This is a genomic window from Pyrobaculum organotrophum (assembly GCF_055384425.1).
Genome location: NZ_AP042430.1, coordinates 142650 through 159946, shown reverse-complemented (window position 1 = coordinate 159946; position 17297 = coordinate 142650). Strand labels below are relative to the sequence as shown.

The window sequence follows — 17297 nt, the reverse complement described above, 5'->3', positions numbered from 1 at the left end:
TGCTTATGTTTCTGCTTGACACATCCATTTTCCTGGTGCTGTATTTTGCACTTCTAGCATACTGCAACTTTCACGGCGCTATGGTAATGGCTGCAGCTTACTATTTGGGGAGACCTTATGATTTCGATATATTTAATGTATTGTATACGTTTACAGTTTACCTTGTAATGCTTGGCTTGGTCTACTTTTTCAGGCGCGATCTCTGTAGAGCCGCGCGTGAGGTGTAGCGCCGATTTGCCACGAGGCTCAACGGAGGCGGCTCTAACGCGGTCTCTTCACAACAGCTCTCCCGACTCAACTGCCCGACGGCGCCGTCAGGCAGATGTATCGAAGTTGAAATGACGCTTCTGGCTTTTTGTAGTGGCGGGGGAGGTGTGAAGATGTCGCATACGTTGCAGACGCCGCCTGGCGGATGCTGACCGCGGCTTCCCCGTTTACCCAGCGACAGCTTTCCGGCGTCCTACCCGCCCATACGGGGTCTCAACACCTAGCTTTTCTCCCCCACGCTCCATGCGCATATGAACCAAGTATACAGGACGTTGAAAATCAAAATCCCCTGGCGGTTGGTCGAGGAGCGCCCCGACGTCCTAGACCTCGCCATGCGCATGTACCTTGCAGCCGAGGAGTACGCCAAGAGATTATTGAAGGAGCTGACGGGACAGGAGGAGCCAAAGCTGACGACGGAGGAGTTGGACAGACTCCTTACGCCGGACAAGAAGGAGCTGGCGCATAAAATAATCGAAGAGGTGTTTCCCAAGCACGGCCTCAAGAAGTACTTCATAGACAAAGTAAAATACTTCTGGCGTGACACGGCGTTTTGGCGGACAGTTCCCCTCGGCGTCCAACTTAGGGTTGAGGACGAGAGAGACGTGGGCAGAGCCGTTTTCGTCGACCTAAAGAGCGGCGTAGTCAGAGTGCGGAAGTTGCAAAACACGCTAGTCGTCCGTCTCAGAAAACAGATAATCAAGTGGATAAGAGAGAGGATAGAAGAGGGCGCCAGACCGAGACTTGCGTTCCTCGGCGTAGAGAGGCGGAAGGGAAAGGAGCCGACCTACCGTGGTTTATATATCGCCTTGGCGTTTGCCCGCGAAGTTCAGCAAGTGGAGCCCAAAGCAATTATCGCTGTTGACGTTAACCGTCTCGACCACGGCGTCACGGCGGGTCTCCTCGTAGACGGAAAGTTGAGACAGACGTTGAGACTTCCCGACGAGCGCGCGACCAAAAAGTTGAGGAGACTCCACGAGAGGATAGGCGACCTTGAGAGACGGGCCGCAAGGGAGACGGATCCCGCCAGAAGGATGTTCCTTGAGGAGAGAGTCCGTCGCCTCAAGTCCAAGCGGTATAGGAAGATCCGCGACGTCGTAGCGCGGGTCGCAAAGGAAATAATCGAGCTCGCCAGACAGAACAACGCCGCCGTCGTAGTGGACGCGATGGATTATAAGACGTATATTGCGAGGAGACAGAGCGGCGAAAGCGGCGACAAGAAACACCTCTACGACGGGCTTGGCCAGCTGAGGAGACGCCTACAAGCGCTAACGCAATGGTACGGACTGCCGTATGTGGAGGAGCGGCTGTACTCAACCATCTGCCCCCGCTGTGGAGCCAAGATGAAGAGGGAGAAGAGACGCATAATGCGTTGCCCCTCCTGCGGATTCAGCGATACACGCGACAACATACCGTTGTTGTGGGCCAAGAGGAGATACTGGGAGATCCTCCAGAAGATAAAACCCGCTTTTTCCTCCGCCCCGGCATCCATCACACTTTTCAGCTCGTAAATTTTCTTCTCCCATGAGCCACATCCCCGGCCCTGGGGGCACGGCCGGTCAGCCGCGCCCGTACGCCCGGGCACGGCCGTGCCCCTCTCGCCCTGGGGTTGCCGAAAGGCGGCTCCGGGGCGGGCCTAAAATCTGCCCCCGAGAGAGGGCCGGGCGCCGCTAAGGGGGTACAGACCAGGCGGCGTCTGCTAGCATTTAAAAAACTCTAGCTTTTCTTTTCGACTCCCCCTACTCCTCATGAGCCTAGAGAAGGTGTACGTATCGCACGCACCGTGTAGTCTTTTCCGCCTGTGGTCAATCTCAGATGAAAAGAAGAGAAGAGAATTGGTGAGGGCGAATAGCGGACTCTTTAAGACGATCAGGGGCAATATTCCACTACCGTATGATCAGGTCACGCGCCTAAGTCTCGCAGAGTTGATTGCCGCTATTAGAGGCATTGAGGACAAACTCCGCCACGCAATCATAGCTTATGGGGACAGAGGAATTGCAAGAGAGTGGTATGATTGGTTAGAAGGCAAATTGCGGTGTCCCGACGAGCCAGAGTTTATTCCGACTGCTTTACAGGCCGTATTTAGAGACTTCAAGATTTCGGTTGATAAAAGGAGCAAGAGAGTCGAGATCTGGGTCGAGAACCGCATAAAGATCACAATTGAGACGTTCTGACCACCCTTTTTTCCCTTCTCTGTGTCGCAAGTGTGGCGTGAAGTCTTGACCGTCGCCGCGGACGTCCTCCTCCTTGTCACCGTCCACGCGTCTGCGCTCCTTGCAGGCATCGAGATGTCAAGACTCAGTCCAACGTGGGTACTCTACGCCCTCGCCGCCGCCGCCCTCTACTTCGTCCTGTGGAGCGGCAGAGAGGAGACCTTGGCGGCGTCTGTGGTTATTACGTTTGGTCTCGCACTGATACACCCCGTCCCGGCCCTACTGGCGGCGGCGGTGGGGGTAGTCGCCAACGCCCTAGCCCGCTGACATTTCTCTCCAAGCGCAACTCCTGTACATGAGCGAGAGGTGGAGAAGAAGAAGAGAGGAGCTTGACGAAGCGTTTGAGCGTGAAGATGGGCAAGTTGAGGTAAGGGAAAGGGAGGAGAGAGAGGCGGAGCCGGATCCTACCGTCTTCTTTGACGACGTGTTCTACCTCTTGGACTGACCCCCTTTTTCCCCTCGCTTTTCGGATGCGGCGCGTCCTCTGCCGTGCTTGTGTTGGGCGAGTTCGGGGTATTCGAGGAGGCGGCACGTCGCTTTAGAACCTTCGTCATCGCCTTCTCCGGTGGCAAGGACTCCACGGCGGCGGCCATCCTCTTCTACAAGTGGGCTAGGGAGCGCGGTGTCGTGGAGAACAGGGTTGTCCTCCTCCACAACGACACCCTCTCCGAGATACCGGAGGTGGAGTTGTGGGCCGACCACTTCGCCAGGCAGTTCAAGGCCAAGATGCGGGAGCTGGGCACAGACGTCGACGTGGTGTGGGCAACGCCGGCGGCCGCCGACAGTTGGTACTGGAGAGTCTTCGTGAGGGGCTACCCAGCCCCCACCTTCAACTTTAGGTGGTGCGTAAAGCTCCTCAAGATAGAGCCAACCCTCGGCGCCCTCAAGCGCTATGACAACTACGTGCTAGTGGTCGGCTCGCGCGATGAAGAGAGCGGCGCCAGGGCGAGGAGCATGAAGGCCAGATTCGGCGCTTGCGCCGGAGGGGGGTCTTGCCTAGGCGCGTATTTCACGTCAACAAACGACATACCCAAGATAGCCCCCATCAGGTTCTGGACATATGACATGGTCTGGAGCTTTCTGAGGGCGCAGAAGGACTTCAACGTCAAGCCGTTGGAGGAGCTCTACAGAGGCCTCGCCGCCGGCGGCTCCATAGGCGGGAGATACGGGTGTTGGCACTGCACCCTCGTCCGTGTGCAAGCCGCGAACTACTCCCGCCCCGAGTACCTCTACGCCGAGGCCGTCAGAACCATATACCGCGCCCTGTCAGACGCGCCAGAGTTTAGAGAGCGGAAGGCCAGCGGCTACAGCGGGTTGGGCCCCCTCAACGCCCACGCCCGCGCCGTAATCTACCACGCCATCAAAGCCGCCGAAGAGCTCGCAGGCAAGAAGATATTCTACGGGCTGGACAGAGCGGCGGTGTACGGCTACACCCTCCGCCAGATTTTCTACGAAATTGAGCCCGAGAAGGCAGACGCCGTCATAAGACGCGCAGACCCCACAGACAGGAGAATCCCCATAGCCGAGCTCAGACGCCTGGACAAAACCGCCCTAGAGACGTTGGAGAGGAGGTTCAACGACAAAACAGTCTTGCAAGTGCTCGACAGAGTGAAGAGCTATGTGTAACTCGCTTTTCCGCCTCTGTTGATGTCTAGACATGGGCGGGGTGTTCATATGGCGGGATCGTGTAGTCTATTGCCCCGACAACATGGAAGAGTGCGAGTATTCCGAGTGGTGGGACAAAAACATTCTGAAGGACATCGAGTTGATGTATAAGTACGAGCCACATTTACTACCGGGCTATCTGAAGATGTTCTTTGAGGAGTTTATGAAACAGTTAGAACGATATCTGCAATACCGCCGTGAGATGGACAGAGAGTTGAGGATCTACGTTACTCACGTCGTGAAAAGGGATCTGGAGATCGCCGGGATGACGACGTCGTTTCTAAATCTCTTGAAGAGGTTTGGAACAGTAGAATTCATTTAGCTTTTTCCCTAAGCGCCCTCACCCAGACGTTATCTTCCAACCCCTTTCTTTCCTGTCTTTCCTGCACCTCTTGGCGGGAGGCGGGAGACTCCCGCCCCTCGCTCTGCGTGCACCCCCTGGCGTATTTGTATACTGTGTAGCGTGAAACGCCGAGGGCCCACGCGACTGCCCCCGGCGACAGGCCGAGAGAGAGGAGGCGGCAGACGACCTCCCTGAGCCTGTGCATACGTGAACAGTCGGTGCCAAAGAAAAGCGAGAAGGATGCGTCGAGATTTTCCCGACGAGAAAATCTCGCCAATATTTTCCCGACGACGTTGTACCACGATTGGACAACTTCGTAGAGAAAATCCTGACGGGAAAATCTCGTCGAGAAATTTTTGACGCATTTCTACCGACGTTGTACACTGTCGTTGAGAAAATATTGACGAGAAAGTACAGTCGGGAAAATCTTGACGACGTTATACAACGGTTAGACAACTCCGTTGGTAAATTCTTGACGAGAAAATCACATCAATATTTTCTTGATGAAATTGTACAACATTCCACTCTTCCGACTCACCTGCCTGACAGCGACGACATCAGGCAGGTGAATGTTTCTACTCCCTAGGTGTTGTGGGGCGTCTCCCATCTGTTCAACTTCTTTGTCTCACTTGTTCGGCAACGACGGCGCAAGACGGGTGAAGCATGGTTCTCGCTTTTTCGCTCAGAGCGTATATAAAGACATGAACGATGTTGTTCAGTTTATCAGGGACAACATCCTCCCTTTCCCTTGTGCACACGTGGCAGATCTTGTATTCCCTCATATGCTTTTACAATATGTTGTTACACCAAGCGGCATAATAAATGCCTATCTGAAAGAGGGGAATTGCAAATGGGTATTAAATGGCACGACATTGACAGAGATGTGCGGTCAAGTCGCGACGTATGTAATCGAGCCAATCGCCGTTGCGCGGCCATGGTGTGACTCTATTGACATCTTTGATGTCGTAAAGATGTTGAAGAGGATTAAGGCAGAGAAGGAGTTGAAGTCTGTGAGAGCCACGTTTCTGAGAGAGCGCGACGTCGTGGCGGTTGCGCACTTGGGTGATGAGCGGGCGGAAGTGAGGACGCCAGACGTCCACATCATTATCGACACAGTCGCCACTCCGATAAACATCCGCCTGAGGAGACGGATACTCCGCGGCGACGTCTCGACGGCAAGACAACTAGTCGCCCTCCTCCAATAGTCATACCAACTAGTTTTTTTCCTCTCTTCTCCTTCATCTTCATGAACCCAAAAATAAATAAGATTATAGTCAGAAACTTCCGGAGGATCAGGGAGGCGGAGGTCTCCCTCAGCCGCGGCAAACTCCTCCTGATAGGCCCCCACAACGGCGGCAAAAGTAGCTTCATCTACGCATTCCTCACATTGGTGCACCAACTCACTACTCACGAAAACACTATAAAATTCCTCCAAGACTTTATTGACCCCGCGGGCGAAATTAGACACGGCTCGGACTCGGCAGTCATCGAAGTTGAGGCGGACAGGAGATACACTCTCACAATCACGCAACAAGAGGCGAAACTCGATACAGACGGCCGCGACATATCCGACGTCGCTGAGATAAAGATCAGCTACGTCGGCGCTTGCAATGTAAGACATTGGAGATATGAAGACGAATATGACATATGCCACGAGCATCTGGAGGTGGAAGACCCAGAGATAGCTGAACACATCCGGTCTGCGCTACAGCAGTTTTTCTACGGGGCGGACTTCTACTACGACAACGTTAAGCTCCACGGCGCGTGGTACCCCTTCTCCAAGCTCGCCTACGGCTACAAACGCCTGTTGGGAATACTGTTTGCGTCCTACGGGCCGCCAGACGTGCTAGTAGTCGAGGCCTTCGAGGCGGGGATACACTACGACCTCGCAAGAGACCTCATAGACTACTTGGACAGGGTCAACAGCTTCGTCATAGTGGAATCGCACGTAATGCTCAGCGCCATACGCGCAATCGAGCTCAGCTGGGACGTCTACTACGTAGACGAGGGGGAGTTCACGCCCCTCACGTCAAAAGAGGCGCTTAAGAAAGCCGCTGAGAGGGAGGCCTCGGCATACGCCTAACCATCCCATTTTTTCCGTTTCACCGTTACAACTAGCTTTTTTTCTCTCCACTTCTCCACTTTCATGAACCTACAGGAAAAGTTCCTAGATGAAAAGTTTTATGTTAATGGCAATTGTCATTCGTTATTATACGAGTTAGGTAGGATTAGCAAATCAAGTGGAGCACACTTCTACTTGGATGGCGAGTGGGTGGTACATCATGGAATGCCACCGCGTTGGAGAGTTCGCAAGATTGGCCTACACGTCCTTGAGGCAATATGCGATCCGTACAAATTAACCATTAGAGCGATGCAAGGCAAACACAGTCATATTATTGTTGAGCAAGACAACTACCTAGTTGGCATCTACCGCCACATTTGTGCTCCAGGGCTTGGGTGTTACAGTGCCGACGATATTTATGTCGTGTATCTAGTTTCGGTTGGTTACTACTTAGCCCCTACCCTATAACCCCCTTTTTCCCTCACTTTTCTCCTCACCGCATGTCGCCATTATGAACGAAAGGCTAGCTAGGGTGTGGCTAAGGTGGCTTTCGAATTCAGAATATCAGTTGCCCTTTGTTAGCGATCTTAGGGAGACAGGAAAAAGGATGGGAATAGCATTAAGCGATGAAGACTTTAAAGAGGATTTCATAGAAATCAAGGTTTGGGACGATGTACTTCTCGTTCCAAAGTTTGATGAAATAGAAAAAGTGAAGGCAAAAATAGATACATTGATAAGTATTCTTTCCGAAGCGCATACAAAAGAATATAACTTAATTAGAGAGGTGACGTGGAAATTGTTGCCCCAACAAGCGATCGATCAATATGGGAAACTCATCATCGAGGCTCTAAAATACGTGGAAATTATCGAAATTAGGATAGGAGAATATTATGCAGATATCAAATTTGACGGCGGATTCATTTTCTTATCAAAGGAGGCAATAAAGAAGCTCATTTGTAAATAACCCCCTTTTTCCTCGCTTTTCTCTCCGTGGTTTTGTTCTGTTGTGTTTGTGGAAATCGCCCGGAACCCCCTCTACTATGTGTACGACCCCCTGAGGGGGGCCTACGTCTTTGACGATTGTGAGTCGATGGCGGAGTTCATTGCGGCGGCGTGGGGGACTTTGGACTTGCCCATGGCCCCCGTCGTAATCGCCGACGGAGACGCCGTAATTAGGCGGTGGTATCCTGGGGTCAGGGGGATAGCGTACTTGCTCTGGAAACACGTGGCCGGGTGTGAGTCTGTGCACTACCTCGCATACCCTCCACGCAAGAGGCTATGAAGAGGGCTGTCGTAGTCCTGTCGGCGCTGTTGTTGGCGCTGATCGCCTACGTCGCGTCGCAACAAGCCGCCGAGCGCGGCGTCTCAACGCCCCAGACTACGGCCACGCGTAGTCTCACCATTGCGGATCTGCCGATTCCAGACGACGCCATGGCGGTGGGCCGGCCGGATGCGCCAGTTGTCGTAGTCGAGCTCTTCGACCTCCACTGCCCCTTCTGCGCTGTGGCACACCAACGGTTGGGCCCGTTCCTTGAGCAGATGGTCGCAGAGGGGAGACTCCGCCTTGTGCTCGTTGACTTGCTAGTCCACCGGGACGCGGAGGAGCTCCACAGGCGGCTCCACTGCGCATACCACTCGGGCGCCGACGTGCTCCGCCTGCTAGACAGGCTATATGCCAACATGACAGACCAAGCCAACGTCCTGGCGCCCTACGGCGACTGCAACTGGCGCTACAACGCCACCAAGGTGATGAAACTGCTCTATGTAATTGCGCCGTATACAGGCGGGCGCTTCGGCACGCCGCTGTTCATAATCATACGGGAGGGCCGCGTGGCGGACGTCGTATTGGGCGCCGACGTCAACAGAATACTCCGGGCCCTCTCGTGACCGTTTTTCCATACTTTTTAACACGCCAACGTGCCTACTCCATGGGCCTGTACAGAGAATGGGTAGAGACGACGGAAGCGGGAAACGTCAGACGCGCTTTGATCGTCGAGGAGAGAAACGACTACGCATACGCGGCATTGGTCACCTTCTGTGCCGACTCTGCCTTGGGGCGTGTTTACAACCACTCGGGACGCTACATTGAAGTATATAGAGACAGAATTGAATTGAGGAAGAAGAGGATAGGATGTTTTGGAGACGGCTCAGAGCTCGTCAAAGAAATCAATTACGACGATAAGCTGAAGGAGAGAATTCTCAACATCCAGACAAAGGAAGAGTTCGAGGCGCTCTGGAAAGAGCTCACGAAATAACCCCCTTTTTCTCCATTCTCTGTAGCCTCAAAGTCTTTGTAAAGGTGACAATACTTCTCTCTCTAAGGTGCTTCACAAGCTCCAAGGCCTTCTCGAGTGGGGGCTCTGGGAGGTTATTGCCGTAGTTGTCATACCCCACGTACACCATGATAGGGTTGATGTCGACAATCCACTCTACAAAGACGTCGAGGTCAAAGTCGAGGACGGGCTCTACGCTTACGAACTTGTGCGGCCAGGGTAGCTCCCTCATTGCACTGTAGCGCACAGAGGGCGGCGGCGCCTTGCTCACTTTGCGTGCTATGTCGTCTCTATTCGTCTCTATCGTGGCGCCAAGTATGACGTTGTCCGGCATCGCGTCAAGGAACTCGAAGTAGCGCGCGGGGTTCTTCGTGAGGAACAAGAACGTTGTGTCTGGGAACTTGGCTATGTGGTTTAGGACGGCGGCGATCCACTCCCTGGGTACCCAACCGCCGAAGAGGTCGCCCATGTCCGACACGAAGACCAGCCCGCCGCCGAACCTCCTCCTCAACTCGTGGGGGTGGAACGCCGGCTTGAAGCCAACGGCAGCGTATTTCTTTGTGTTTCTAAGGCGGGTCTCCACAAGCCGCCGCGCCCAGCAGTAGACACAGTCGTGGAGACACCCCGTCACGGGATTCCACGTCTCAGTAACCACCGAGAACATTCTGTTCGCCGAGACCCGCGAAGCGCTATCAATAAAAATCTGATTTATAGATTTAATATTTTTTTCTAGTTTCAACATGTAGGAATTGATGATATGAATATATAAAAATTTCTTATACCCTTTAAAAAGCAACTGAACAGTCTCTTCCACAGGTAAAGAACCGCCTTTTTAAATATATGCTACCCTCATGTCCCCCTATCTCTTTCTTGGCCCCTTCCTGGGGGACTTGGGGGCCCGCCCCGGGTACACCGGGGCGAGGGGGCGGGTCACACGGGGGCCGGCCGCTAGTTGTTTATATTACAACAGTTTGGCGCCCCCGTCAACGCCCGAAAAAGCCCTAAGTGCGTTGCCGTCTTGACCAGATTTAGCAATCATGGCGGAGGGGCGCGAATATATCAAGCGCAACGATGTACGCAAAAGGCGAGATGAAAACCGGTAGCAGACGCAAAACCGCGTCGTATTTATGCACCACGAAGTTTGACAGAGCTAACACGACGTCGCTGACCACCACGGCGGCGAGCCCAACCACAAGCAATAGGCCCATACCTCTCCTGCCACATGTACGGAAAAGCTTGACGCGTCCTTTCAACTCTTTTCACACATCTGCCTGACGGCGCCGTCAGGCAGGTGAACCGAGGGAGCGGAAAGAGGTGTGCAGGCTGGCGGGAGGTATGGTCGCCGAGGGGGTTCGGGCAGAGCACGGCGTCGGTAGCCGCATCGCCTGTCCAAGCGGAGAGAGAACCCGTTGTAGGAGCGGGGAAAAGGGGGTTATTTTACTCTTACCTTCCTCACGGCGTCAGCGGTGATGGGGATTGCAAATAGAGGCACGGCATGTGGCGTGAGCGAAGGCGTGTCTACGGCGCCGAGGAGGTGGAGCACGTTGTTGACGGAGGCGAGAGCGCGCGCCGAGGCGGCGATCAACATGGCCGCGACGAGGTGGCGCGAATGGCGTTGTAGATAGTGTCCACTCCTCTCCACGAGGTAGAGCAAGACGGCAGCGTTGCTGGGATGGAGAGCCACGGCGCGCCGTCGAATAGCGGGTTCAACTCGACAAAGCCCACGGCCAACCCAACCGCCGTAGATAAAACGTCGAAAGCAGCCGACGCGGCAAGACATACGTTGCGGTCTTGACCAGGCGCATTCGCCACCTGCCTGACAGCGACAACGTGAGGCAAGTGTTTCGAGGGAGTAGAAAGAGAGTCTCTTCAACTAGTTTTTCTTTCCCATGCCACATACGCACATGGGCCAAGCCTACAGAACGCTGAAGTTGAAAAATACCGTAGCGGTTAGTAGAGAAGCGTCCAGACGTCTTAGACATCGCCACGAGGATGTACCTGGCGACAGAGGAGTACGTCAGAAAGCTGTTGAAAGAGTTGACGGGACAAGAGGAGCCCAGACTCACGGCGGAGGAGTTGGACAGACTCCTACGCCAGACAGGCGTGAGTTGGCACACCGAATAATTGAGGAGGTGTTCTCCAAGTACAGACTTAAGAGATGCATCGCAGTGTGAGCTAAGTTCTTCTGGTGTGATGTGGTGTTCCATAGAATAATTCCGTTAAACGCCCAACTGAGAGTGGAAAACGAAAAAGATGTTGACAGCGCCGAGTTGAAGTTGGCGTTTCTCGACGTCGACGTGGGGAGGGGTAGAGAGCCGGCGTACAGCGGTCTGTACATCGCCTTGGTGTTCGCTAGAGAAGTAGCGCCAGTGGAGCCCAGGGTTATTGTCGTCGTTGACGTTGATCGAATGGATCACTACATAAAGGTTGGTCTCGTGGCCGGCGGCAGAGTCGTGGAGTTGTTGAAGTTCCCCAAGAGGTTGTATTCAACCATCTGTCCAAAGCGCGGGACAAAGATGTCGGAAGAGAGGAGACGCATAATGCGTTGCCCCTCTTGTGGCTTCGGGGCACATAGAGACAACATGCCCATGACATAGCGGAGAAGAGGTATTGGGAACTACTCCAGAAGACAAAACAACCCACTTTCCCCAAGACGAAAACCGGCCATTCGACGCCACGTCCCCCGGGTGACCCGTCTCGGCACACCCGAAGCGGGCCCCCAAGTCCCCGGGGAGGGACCAAGAGAGAGGTAGGGGGACACTCCTAAGTCTCCTCTCCCACGTAGATTTGCCAACAGGCGCATGAAACTGCTTAAGCGACTGTCTAGCGAATTCATATGGGCTGACAGGTCTTGGCGATCGGCTGGCTGGTGTAATCTCTCGCGCCTGTTCACGTGGGCACGCGGCCGCCAAATCCGCGGGCGTGTCCCAAGCTGGGGTTGACAAAACAAGGGGGGCTAAGCCGCTTTTTTATAACTGCCTTCCTGTTGTCATTGCGGTGCTCCTCTACCAGAGGCGTGGGGGCGGGCCTTCCCTGTGATTAAATAATACACGTGGTTGGTTATATAGACGGCGTGGTCTGACGCTCTTTCAAGTAGTCTGAGGATTACCGTCTCCATAACTTTACACCTATCTGCGCCTTTTAGCACCTCCATAAGTGCCTCTTCGTAGCTTTTATCTACTACCTCGTCGTCTAATTTCACTACCTCTTCTAGTTTTGAAATGTCGCGGTTGAGGAACATATCTACCGCTGTGGTGACCATATGTATAACCACGTTGCCCACCTCTTGGACTTTTTTAGACTGACATCCGCCGCCGAGTTTTTCAACTACTATAGCTATGTCGTAGGCGTAGCGCGCTATTCTATATAAGTCGTAGGAAATAAAAAGCGCGCTTTTTAAAAAACGTAAGTCTATAGCCACGGGGTTGTAACGGGCGACTGTCTCCATAATTAGGTCGGAGACTTCGTCATGTATATTATGTAATCTAGAGGCAACCTCTCTAATTTTTTCTGCACTTACACCTCCTGACAACGCCGTAGATAAAGCCTCTACGGCAAGCTTAGCGCCTTCTCTAAGTCTCTTAGAAATCTCCTCTTCTGCCAGATCTAGAAGTCTCCGCATGAGATATATAAGCCAGATATTTTTAAACTCCTAGGTAGGCCTTTTTTATATGTTCATTTTCTACAACTTCTCTGGGGTCTCCTTGGAGTACTATTCTGCCATTTTCAAGCACATATACATAGTCGCTTATCTCTAATGACGCCGCCACGTTTTGCTCAACTAACAATATGGCCATATCTTCCCTCAGCTGTCTTATAGTTTGGAATAAGTCGTTTACGACCTTTGGCGCAAGTCCGGCGCTTGGCTCGTCAATAAGTAGGATCTTCGGTCTAGACATCAACGCGCGGGCGAGGGCCAACATCTGTTGTTCGCCTCCGCTCATTGTGCCCGCCTTTTGACGTCTACGCTCTTTTAGCCTTGGGAAGAGCGTATATACAAACTCCAACGTGTCGTACATCTTCTCTCTAGCCCTCCTCGTGTAGGCCCCCATTAGTAAATTCTCCTCTACTGTCATCTCTATAAACAAGCGCCGCCCCTCAGGCACAAGCGCCAGCCCCATCTCCACCTTTTCATATGGCGGCGCCCTAGTTATATCTCTGCCGTTAAAAACTACACTACCGCCCCAGGGCTTTACAACCCCCATTATTGACAAAAGAGTTGTAGTTTTGCCAGCGCCGTTGGGACCTATGAGAGAGACAATAGACCTCTCGGGCACCTCGAGACTTATGCCAAACAACACTTGTAGCCTCCCGTATCCAGACGCCAGTTGGGAAACTGTCAACGCCATGGCCTCCCCAGATATATCTCAACTACCTTCGGATCGCTTAGGGCTTTTTCAGGCGGCCCTTCGGCTATTATCTTGCCCTGGTGCATTACGACGACTCTATGGGCAAGTTTAGCAACTGCCCGCATCCTGTGTTCCACTAGTGATATAGCCGCTATCCCCCTCTCCTCTGCCAGTCTCTTGACTAAGTGCGTCATGGCGTCTATCTCGCCGGGGTTTAAGCCGGCCATAACTTCGTCGAGAAGTAAAAGCTTTGGGTTGGCGGCAAGCGCCCTAGCTAGTTCTAAAAGCCTCAGCTCGTTAAACGTAAGCCTGCCGGCTAATACATCCCTCTTCTCGTAGAGACCTACATACTTCAAAACCTCTTCAGCCACCTCCCTGGCCTTCGCCTTGTCGTAGCCCCCGTTGAATATGGCGCCTACGACAACGTTGTCAAGAACTGTCAGCTCTGGAAATGGCCTAGGCACTTGAAACGCCCTGGCGATGCCCAGCCTAGCCCTCTTATAGGGGGGCATATTTGTTATGTCTCTACCTTCGAAATATATCCTGCCTCCGTCTGGCTTGTAGACCCCGTTGATTAAATTGAGGAGGGTGGTCTTCCCAGATCCGTTGGGCCCAACCACGGCGAGGAACTCGCCCTTTTCTAAAGACAGCGAAACGCCGTCTACAGCCCGAAGCCCCCCGAACCTCTTTACTACGTTTTCTAACTTTAACAACGTCATGGCAACCACTCTCTCAATCTAGGCGGCATGTATATTCTCAATGTGCCTATAATACCGCGTGGCATAGCCACAACTACTAGAAAGACTAAGAGAGCGGTGACTAAGGCTTGATAGCCTGGTAGATATACGCCTATTATGCTCCTGAGGTAGAAATAGATCAAGCCGCCCACTATAGGCCCTGTAACTGTGCCAGCTCCACCTAAAAACATCACCGCAAGGCCGTCTAGGATATATTCTATGAAGAACACATTCTCTGGAAACACCTGCATATTACCCAGGGGGTAGTACGCGGCGCCTAGCAGACCCGACAGCGATGCGCTTGTGGTAAACGCCAAGAGCTTGTACTTCGTCGGGTTTATGCCCATGGCCTTTGCGGCGTCTTCGTCTTGTCTAATCGCCGCGAGGGCATATCCAGATTTCCCAGCCTGAATGAGGTACATAGCTACGACGGCTAAAAACCCCGTGGCTATTATAAGGAGGGGCGACCCCACGTTGGCCAACGTTAGAGCTAGGTCTCGGCCGAAGGCGCTGAACATCTTCGTGCCCAAGATCAAGCCGGCGCCGCCGCCCCAGATGTTGGCCCCAATTATAAGGTGTTTAACCCCCTCGTTGACGCCTATAGTCGCTATGGCGAAGTAGGCCCCCCTCAGCCTCAACGCAATGGCCCCCACGACGGCCGCCAGTAGAGCTGCCATCGCCACCCCCAGGGCGAGGCCGACTGGCAACGCCAGGAGGCCCAGCTCCGGCCAATAGTAGATCGTGACGCCTAGGCCGTAGGCCCCCATGGCTAGAAAAGCCACGTAGCCGAAGTCTACATATCCCGTCAGCCCCACGAAGACGTTTACCGCCTGCCCCAGCGCCATGAAAAACGCCACTGAGGCGATAGTCTTAGCATACTCTGGGTTTAGAAGCGCCGCAACAGCCAACAGGGCGTATATCCCCAGGGGGAGGTATGGCTTCATAACCTAAAGAGGCCGGTGGGCCTAAAGAGGAGGAGCAACAGCAATACCACAAAGGCTGTGAACAAGGCCATTTGCGAGGGCTCGGCGAAGCCGGCGAGGGAGAAGAGGTAGTAACCCACCGACTCAATGATGCCGAATATCAAGCCGGCCACGTAGGCGCCCATAATCGAGCCCAAGCCCCCCATTACAGCAATTACGAAGCCGATCAAGGTGTAGGGCCCGCCCATGTAGGGATTTATGCCTACTGGGATAAAGAGAGTGAGTAAGACGCCGCCCAATGTCGTGATCCCTATCCCCAAGGCGGCGCTGAAGGCGTATACATTTTCGACCTTTACCCCGACGAGTTGCGCCCCCAAAGGCTCTTGCACCACCGCCCTGACGGCTCTGCCAAAAAAAGTCTTGCGAAATAGAAACTCCAGGGCCACCGCTATGGCCAACGCCAAGATAGCGCCTAGTAATTTGCTGATCTCCACCTCAAGCCCAAACAGCGGTATTGAGCCAAGACGCCACGTGTAGCCGACGAAATCGGGCCCCCAGAGCAACCTCGCCACCTCCGCCACGGCTGTCCCAAGGGCAAACAAGGCGACTAACATATGGAGCTCTCCCGCCTTCTTAAGCGGCTTAATTGCAACGAGATAGACTAGATACCCAAGCGCCATGCCCACCGCCATAGCCAACACCGCAGTGGCGAGGGGAGGCCACTTCCAGAGCGTAAAGGCGAAAAACGCCATGTACGCCCCAATCATAATAAAAGAGCCGTGAGCGACGTTTGCCACTCTCAACACGCCAAAGATAAGACTAAGTCCCAAGGTCGTCAATCCGTATATAGATCCAATTATGACACCGGTTATAAAAAAGGGGATTATATCCATTTATCTACAGAGTTGGCCGGCGGCTTTCTGATCCCACGTCAGAGAGGGGTAGACCAGCTTCCCCTCGGCGACGTCGGCAGGCCAGACGACGACCCTCTGGCCGCCTTGCCACTGGATGACGACCATTGTATGTGCCACGTTTAAATTCGTAGCCGGGTCGAGCTTAAACTCGCCAAAGAAGGTCATAAACCTGGAGTTCCTCAACGCGTTGAGCACCTTGTCTGAATCCACTGAGGCGGCCTTCTGCACCCCGTATAGTATGGCCAAGACCCCCTCGGCGGCCCAAGCGGCGTGGTAGCCCGGCTCCACCTCCTTGCCGCCCATCTCCTTAGCCACCTTCTCGAAATACGTTATGAACTCCTCCTTCGTGGGGCCAAACCAATCCTCGCCTCTCTGCTTGGCGAGCTGCGGGCTGTAGGTGACGCCGGGCTCCCAGTGCGACGGGCCGACGATGCACTCGGCCTTTGTCTCCAGCGCCTTGTAGAAGTCCGGCACCAGAGGCGCCACAGACAAAGCGACGAGTTTGGCGTCGACCTTCTGCTCGGCCAACTGCCTAACCACGAGCTGGCCGTCGGCGAAGTGAGAGGCAACTATTATGACGTCTGGCGCCGCCTGCTTAACCTTCAGAATCTGGGGCGTTAGATCTTGGGGAGAGGCGGGGTATGCCTCGTAGACCACCACCTGGAGGCCTAGCTTCTCCGCATAGGCCTTCGCCCCCTCCGCCACCTGTCTGTTAAACTCGCTGTCTCTGTATAATATAGCCACCTTCTTCGCCGTGGGGTCCCGCTTCACTACCATGTCTAACACCGAGACCATGTATTGACTCGCCGGCGCGGCCACGCCCACGACGTACTTAAAGCCCTGCTGGAAGATACGGTCTGAAGAGGCGCCGACCACTGCCATCAACACGCCGTATTTCTCCGCAATTGGCGCAACGCCAAGGGCTAGGTCGGAGCCGTATGGGCTGAGCAAGAAGTTGACCTTGTCTTGCGTCACGAGAGACTCGGTTATGCTCTGGGCCAGCTCTAGCTTAGACTCGCTATCTCTATACACTAGCCGCACCTTTACCTTCTTGCCGCCGCAGTCAACGCCGCCTCTCTCGTTGATCCAGTTTACGATGGCCAGCGCGCCCCAAAGAGAGTACTGACCCTCGGCGGCGTATCTGCCCGAGATCGGCATCGCGGTGCCTATGACAATTTCGTCGGGACATTTAGCCACAGAGGGGGGCTGGGTAGTTGTTTGAGGTGGCGTAGAGGTGGTAGGCGACGGCGTTGGAGAAGTTACGGGAGAAGACGTAGTTGGAGATTGTTTAGCTGGAGAAGTAGTGGAGGGCGCCGAAGGCTGGGTAGAAATCAAAGCTAAAGCGCCTAAAACAACTACCACTACAGCGACAATAGTAGCCCAGAGAATCTTAGAACCCGCCATGTTGTCTTTAGATAAGAACATTATTTAAACATAATCGTTAATTATATATAATTATAGATTTTTAGCTATAAAAAACTCCAGAAGCATATTTTAGAAATAATATTAAAATCTCTAAATATAATATACTTATCTTATAATGACAAAAACAAT

At 53.6% G+C, this 17297-nt stretch carries 22 protein-coding genes and 1 pseudogene; 13 read left to right on the top strand and 10 right to left on the bottom strand.

From position 1 onward, the window contains the following. Positions 1–518: 518 nt before the first annotated feature. From ACZ49R_RS01030 to ACZ49R_RS01005, 6 genes are all read left to right on the top strand, one after another. Entirely contained in the window at positions 519–1775 is a 1257-nt protein-coding gene (locus tag ACZ49R_RS01030; RefSeq protein ID WP_464733353.1) for a zinc ribbon domain-containing protein, read from the top strand. 252 nt (positions 1776–2027) lie between these two features. Beyond that, on the top strand, positions 2028–2438 hold the full coding sequence (locus ACZ49R_RS01025) for a hypothetical protein (protein ID WP_464733352.1): 411 nt from the start codon (positions 2028–2030) through the stop codon (positions 2436–2438). A gap of 30 nt (positions 2439–2468) precedes the next feature. Next, entirely contained in the window at positions 2469–2744 is a 276-nt protein-coding gene (locus ACZ49R_RS01020; protein ID WP_464733351.1) for a hypothetical protein, read from the top strand. 28 nt (positions 2745–2772) lie between these two features. Next, positions 2773–2922: a hypothetical protein gene (locus ACZ49R_RS01015; protein WP_464733350.1), complete on the top strand. Its 150-nt coding sequence runs from the start codon at positions 2773–2775 to the stop codon at positions 2920–2922. Positions 2923–2966: 44 nt separating this feature from the next. Then, positions 2967–4103, top strand: coding sequence for a phosphoadenosine phosphosulfate reductase family protein (locus ACZ49R_RS01010; protein WP_464733349.1), 1137 nt, complete (start codon positions 2967–2969; stop codon positions 4101–4103). A gap of 82 nt (positions 4104–4185) precedes the next feature. Continuing rightward, positions 4186–4464 carry a hypothetical protein gene (locus ACZ49R_RS01005; RefSeq protein WP_464733348.1) on the top strand — a complete coding sequence of 93 codons (279 nt, stop codon included), beginning with the start codon at positions 4186–4188 and terminating at the stop codon, positions 4462–4464. Here ACZ49R_RS01005 and ACZ49R_RS01000 read toward each other — a convergent pair. After that, entirely contained in the window at positions 4457–4690 is a 234-nt protein-coding gene (locus ACZ49R_RS01000; RefSeq protein ID WP_464733347.1) for a hypothetical protein, read from the bottom strand. The genes ACZ49R_RS01005 and ACZ49R_RS01000 overlap by 8 nt on opposite strands. A gap of 496 nt (positions 4691–5186) precedes the next feature. Here ACZ49R_RS01000 and ACZ49R_RS00995 point away from each other — a divergent pair, with 496 nt between their 5' ends. The 6 genes from ACZ49R_RS00995 (at position 5187) to ACZ49R_RS00970 (ending at position 8802) form a co-directional block, all read left to right on the top strand. Further along, on the top strand, positions 5187–5690 hold the full coding sequence (locus tag ACZ49R_RS00995; RefSeq protein ID WP_464733346.1) for a hypothetical protein: 504 nt from the start codon (positions 5187–5189) through the stop codon (positions 5688–5690). A 41-nt stretch (positions 5691–5731) separates the two neighbouring features. Beyond that, entirely contained in the window at positions 5732–6568 is an 837-nt protein-coding gene (locus ACZ49R_RS00990) for an AAA family ATPase (RefSeq protein WP_464733345.1), read from the top strand. 490 nt (positions 6569–7058) lie between these two features. Next, positions 7059–7511, top strand: a complete 453-nt coding sequence (locus ACZ49R_RS00985) for a hypothetical protein (protein ID WP_464733344.1) — start codon at positions 7059–7061, stop codon at positions 7509–7511. Between the two features lie 42 nt (positions 7512–7553). Beyond that, on the top strand, positions 7554–7829 hold the full coding sequence (locus ACZ49R_RS00980; protein WP_464733343.1) for a hypothetical protein: 276 nt from the start codon (positions 7554–7556) through the stop codon (positions 7827–7829). 29 nt (positions 7830–7858) lie between these two features. Further along, positions 7859–8434, top strand: a complete 576-nt coding sequence (locus ACZ49R_RS00975) for a DsbA family protein (RefSeq protein WP_464733342.1) — start codon at positions 7859–7861, stop codon at positions 8432–8434. A gap of 41 nt (positions 8435–8475) precedes the next feature. Further along, positions 8476–8802, top strand: a complete 327-nt coding sequence (locus ACZ49R_RS00970) for a hypothetical protein (protein WP_464733341.1) — start codon at positions 8476–8478, stop codon at positions 8800–8802. Here the strand turns inward: ACZ49R_RS00970 and ACZ49R_RS00965 are convergent. The 3 genes from ACZ49R_RS00965 to ACZ49R_RS00955 all read right to left on the bottom strand — a co-directional run bounded on the left by ACZ49R_RS00965 (position 8792) and on the right by ACZ49R_RS00955 (position 10504). Then, positions 8792–9562 carry a DUF5131 family protein gene (locus ACZ49R_RS00965; protein ID WP_464733340.1) on the bottom strand — a complete coding sequence of 257 codons (771 nt, stop codon included), beginning with the start codon at positions 9560–9562 and terminating at the stop codon, positions 8792–8794. The two genes, ACZ49R_RS00970 and ACZ49R_RS00965, sit on opposite strands and share 11 nt — an antisense overlap. Before the next feature lie 286 nt (positions 9563–9848). Then, positions 9849–10028: a hypothetical protein gene (locus ACZ49R_RS00960; RefSeq protein WP_464733339.1), complete on the bottom strand. Its 180-nt coding sequence runs from the start codon at positions 10026–10028 to the stop codon at positions 9849–9851. Positions 10029–10252: 224 nt separating this feature from the next. Further along, positions 10253–10504 (bottom strand): hypothetical protein, encoded by a 252-nt coding sequence (locus ACZ49R_RS00955; RefSeq protein ID WP_464733338.1) that lies wholly within the window; start codon positions 10502–10504, stop codon positions 10253–10255. 220 nt (positions 10505–10724) lie between these two features. On the opposite strand from ACZ49R_RS00955, the pseudogene ACZ49R_RS00950 reads away from it, so the two are divergent. After that, a pseudogene (locus ACZ49R_RS00950) lies at positions 10725–11482 on the top strand (transposase family protein); the annotation flags it as partial. 327 nt (positions 11483–11809) lie between these two features. On the opposite strand, the gene ACZ49R_RS00945 reads toward ACZ49R_RS00950, so the two are convergent. The 6 genes from ACZ49R_RS00945 to ACZ49R_RS00920 are packed head-to-tail and all read right to left on the bottom strand — an operon-like array spanning position 11810 to position 17147. Next, the gene (locus ACZ49R_RS00945; protein ID WP_464733337.1) at positions 11810–12442 is read right to left on the bottom strand and encodes a phosphate signaling complex PhoU family protein; all 633 of its coding nucleotides are present in this window, start codon (positions 12440–12442) and stop codon (positions 11810–11812) included. A gap of 22 nt (positions 12443–12464) precedes the next feature. After that, positions 12465–13169 (bottom strand): ABC transporter ATP-binding protein, encoded by a 705-nt coding sequence (locus ACZ49R_RS00940; RefSeq protein WP_464733336.1) that lies wholly within the window; start codon positions 13167–13169, stop codon positions 12465–12467. Further along, positions 13160–13888 carry an ABC transporter ATP-binding protein gene (locus tag ACZ49R_RS00935; RefSeq protein WP_464733335.1) on the bottom strand — a complete coding sequence of 243 codons (729 nt, stop codon included), beginning with the start codon at positions 13886–13888 and terminating at the stop codon, positions 13160–13162. Before ACZ49R_RS00935 ends, ACZ49R_RS00940 begins: the two co-directional genes overlap by 10 nt. Continuing rightward, positions 13885–14850 (bottom strand): branched-chain amino acid ABC transporter permease, encoded by a 966-nt coding sequence (locus ACZ49R_RS00930; RefSeq protein ID WP_464733334.1) that lies wholly within the window; start codon positions 14848–14850, stop codon positions 13885–13887. Before ACZ49R_RS00930 ends, ACZ49R_RS00935 begins: the two co-directional genes overlap by 4 nt. Continuing rightward, positions 14847–15722: a branched-chain amino acid ABC transporter permease gene (locus tag ACZ49R_RS00925; protein WP_464733333.1), complete on the bottom strand. Its 876-nt coding sequence runs from the start codon at positions 15720–15722 to the stop codon at positions 14847–14849. The genes ACZ49R_RS00930 and ACZ49R_RS00925 overlap by 4 nt, the downstream gene beginning before the upstream one ends. Continuing rightward, a complete protein-coding gene (locus tag ACZ49R_RS00920; protein WP_464734074.1) occupies positions 15723–17147 on the bottom strand; it encodes an amino acid ABC transporter substrate-binding protein in 1425 nt (474 codons plus the stop codon). Positions 17148–17297: the final 150 nt, after the last annotated feature.